The organism is Micromonospora sp. MH33 (assembly GCF_003013775.1).
Taxonomy (GTDB): domain Bacteria; phylum Actinomycetota; class Actinomycetes; order Mycobacteriales; family Micromonosporaceae; genus Micromonospora; species Micromonospora fulviviridis.
The window spans coordinates 1-3263 of the sequence record NZ_MUYZ01000476.1 but is presented as its reverse complement, the minus strand read 5'-3'; the positions used below and the strand labels follow the sequence as shown (position 1 = coordinate 3263).

The 3263-nt window shown below is 74.0% G+C and carries 3 protein-coding genes and 1 pseudogene; 3 read left to right on the top strand and 1 reads right to left on the bottom strand.

What is annotated here, in order from left to right; genetic code table 11:
- Window positions 1-331 (bottom strand): annotated as a pseudogene (locus tag B0E53_RS34635) (type VII secretion protein EccE); the annotation flags it as partial.
- 162 nt (window positions 332-493) lie between these two features.
- Between B0E53_RS34635 and eccB the strand changes: the two are divergent.
- The 3 genes from eccB to B0E53_RS34620 form a co-directional block, all read left to right on the top strand.
- Window positions 494-1960: a type VII secretion protein EccB gene (gene eccB / locus B0E53_RS34630; protein WP_107079741.1), complete on the top strand. Its 1467-nt coding sequence runs from the start codon at window positions 494-496 to the stop codon at window positions 1958-1960.
- 117 nt (window positions 1961-2077) lie between these two features.
- On the top strand, window positions 2078-2449 hold the full coding sequence (locus B0E53_RS34625) for a hypothetical protein (protein ID WP_107079740.1): 372 nt from the start codon (window positions 2078-2080) through the stop codon (window positions 2447-2449).
- On the top strand, window positions 2433-3263 hold an 831-nt coding region (locus tag B0E53_RS34620; RefSeq protein WP_246835752.1), incomplete at its 3' end, for a WXG100 family type VII secretion target. The genes B0E53_RS34625 and B0E53_RS34620, both read left to right, overlap by 17 nt.

Genomic DNA, 3263 nt, shown 5'->3' with positions numbered 1-3263 from the left:
CGCCGGCCGGCGCCGCGCCCCGGGCCCGGCCCCGGCGGCGGCGCAGCCGGCGGCGGAGCATCAGGTCCTCGTACCACCAGCGGCCGCCGCGGCGGGCGAAGGCGGCCACCACGGCCAGCAGCGCCAGCACGGCGACGACGGCGAGCAGCCAGGCCGGGCCGCCGGTGGCGAACCAGACGGCGAGCGCGGCGCACTCCAGCACCACGAGCTGGCCGACGACCACCGGGCCGAGCCGGCCGCGCCGGCGCTTGTCAGCCGGGGTGACCGGTCGGTCCGCCGGCACGGCGGGGGCGGTGGCCGTACGACCGGGTGGCGCCTGGACCTGGGTCATCGGTGAGCGTCCCTTCTGGACATCCTGGGCATCCGCCGGTGTGGTGCGTCGCCGGGGGGCGGGCGGGGTCCCGGTGAACCGTCGACGGCCCCTTATCGTAGGGAAGCCCGCGGCGGAGTTCGGACCTGATCGTCGCGGACCCACCCCTGCCGGAGGTTAGTCATGCGGACCCGCCGCGATCAGGTGCAGGCGTACCGCTTCGTCACCCGCCGGATCGTCTCGGCGCTGCTCTCCGGCGACCCGGAGACCAACGACCTGCCGATGCGGCGCCTCGGCATGGCGGTGTTCGGCAGCGTCATCGCCGCCGCCGTCGTGCTCGGCGGCGCGGGCGCGTACGGGCAGTTCACTAGCAACTCCGCCCCGCTGGAGCCGAACACCCTGGTGATCGAGCGGGAGACCGGCGCCACCTACGTCTTCGGCGACGACAAGGTGCTGCACCCGACGCTCAACTACGCCTCGGCCCGGCTCATCCTCAACGACGCCGGCGCGCCGGTCCGCACCATGTCGCAGGCCTCGATCAGGGACCGGCCGCGGGGCCGGGCGGTGGGCATCGTGGGCGCCCCGGACGACGTGCCGGACAGGAACTCCCTGGTCGGCCTCCCCTGGTCGGTGTGCGACGTCCCGGACCCGAACGACCCGCAGCGCTCCACCACCCGCCTGGTGATCGACCGGCCGCTGCCCGGCGGCACCCCGCTCACCGACCGGGCGGTCCTGGTCAAGGTGAACGACGCGCGCTACCTGCTCACCGGCGGCGCCCGGCTGCGGGTGGTCGGCGACGAGCAGGCGCTGGTGGCGTTGAAGATGGCCGGCGCGGCCACCCTCACGGTCGGGCAGCAGTTGCTCAACGCGGTGCCGGTCGGCCCGGCGCTGCGCAAGCCGACCATCGACGGGGAGGGCGGCCCGAGCGGGCTGACCGTGGGCGACCGCCCGGCCCGGGTCGGTCAGGTCTACCGGGCCGCCGGTCAGTACTACGTGCTGGCCAAGCAGGGCCTGGTGGCGATCGGGGAGGTCACGGCGCTGCTGCTGTTGGGCGGCGGCGGCCAGGTCACCGACATCACGCCGGACCAGGCCGGCCAGCTCCTCACCGACCAGCGGCTGGAGGCCGAGGGGCTGCCGGCCCGGCTGCCCACCCTGCACGAGGTCCGCGCGGGGCGGACGGTGCTCTGTGCCACGTACCGCTCCGGTCCGGCCGGCCAGCCGACCACCACGCTGGAGGTCTTCGACCAGCCACCGGCCGAGCTGACCGCGGCGACCGCCGTGCCCGCGCGGCAGAGCGCCCGGGACGCGGTCCGGACCGCCGAGAGCGTGCTGCTGCCCGGCGGTAAGGGCGTGCTGGTGCAGGCCACCGCCGGGGAGACCGGCAAGCCGGCGGCCGGCTCCACGGTCTACCTGATCACCGCCCAGGGGGTCCGTTACCCGCTCGGCACCGCCTCCGGCGACGCGAAGAGCGCCCTCGGCTACGGCGACGTGACCCCGCTCGCGGTGCCCGCGTCCCTGCTGGCGCTGGTGCCGACCGGGCCGACCCTGGAGCGCGAGGACGCGATGACCCACTTCGATCCGGGTGCCACGCCCGGCGGCGGCGCGACGGCCGGCCCGGGCGACGACGCGGCACCCGCGTCGGGCGGCTGACCACCGCCGCGACGGTCCAGAGTGGAATGGACCCGATGACGGGTCGCCCCGGTTGGCCCGGGTCGACTAACCTGAACGAGGCCAACGGTTCTCGACGATGACTACGGGGATGCAGCCATGACCGGGCGCACGACAGTAGACGTACTGTCCTTGGAGGACTTTCACCAGCGGCTCGAGCGCAGGCTGAGCGAGGCCGAGTCGGTGTTGAAGAAGCTCAACACCGAGATGCAGTGCCGGCCGCCGGCACTCGGCACGTTCACCGACGCCAACGACAACTCGCGTCGCTACTCCGAGACGCACCAGAGCTACGTCAACCACGTCGAGCGGCTGCGGCGGGCCATCGTGGCCGCCCAGAAGGCCACCAAGACGATCATGACGAACTACAAGACCGCCGAGGCACGCAACGCGGCCGCCGCGGCCGACATCGCCGCCGCCCTCTCCGGGCTGACCGAGGCGATGAAGCCGAAGGGAGATGATCCGCGTGTCTGAATACACCCAGCGCTATGAGCACGTCAGCCACAAGGAGCTCTACCAGGGCGTCAACGCGGGTGACCCGAAGCAGATCGAGGGGCTCAGCGCCCAGTGGACCTCCCTCAAGGGCACCCTCGACGACCTCGGCCGCGACCTGACCGCCGACCTGGACGCGCTGCTGAAGACGTGGACGGGCGACGCCGCCCGGGAGTTCCACCGCCGGCTCAACCTGGTCGCCGACTACTCCGGCAACCTGGCCGAGGGCATGACGGGCATCCGGCAGGCGCTCGACATGATGGCCAGCGAGCTGCGCACCGCCCAGGCGAAGGCGGAGAGCCCCGAGGAGACCGACGACAACGACAAGATGCTCTCCAACGCCGGGAAGGGCTTCCTGGTCGGCGGCCTGCCGGGCGCGCTGGTCGGCGGCATCGTCGGCCACGAGCAGGACAAGGCCGAGCAGGAGAAGGCGCACCAGCGAATGGTGCAGGTCGTCGCCAAGCTGGCCGAGGGTTACGACTTCTCGGCGTACGGCCGGATCGTCGTGCCGGAACCGCCGGACTCGGGCCTCCCGGGCCACGGCGACCCGACGGACCCGACGCTGCGCAGCGGCCCGTCGGTGAGCACGCCGTCGGCCGGGCCGGGCGTCGGCAGCTTCGGTCCCGCGGCGAACGGCACCGCGACCACCTCGGGCGTGCACCACACCGCCCCGGGCAGCGGCACGGTGGGCGGCGGCACGACGGGTGGCGGCACGGGCGGCCAGCCCGGCACGGGCACCCCGGGCACCATCGGTTCGGTCGGCACCGTCGAACCGACCGGCACCTCGCTCGCGGGC

Bases quoted from the DNA above. Each gene is read 5' to 3' on its own strand.
- eccB (WP_107079741.1), top strand. From the start codon at position 494: ATGCGGACCCGCCGCGATCAGGTGCAGGCGTACCGCTTCGTCACCCGC.
- B0E53_RS34625 (WP_107079740.1), top strand. From the start codon at position 2,078: ATGACCGGGCGCACGACAGTAGACGTACTGTCCTTGGAGGACTTTCAC.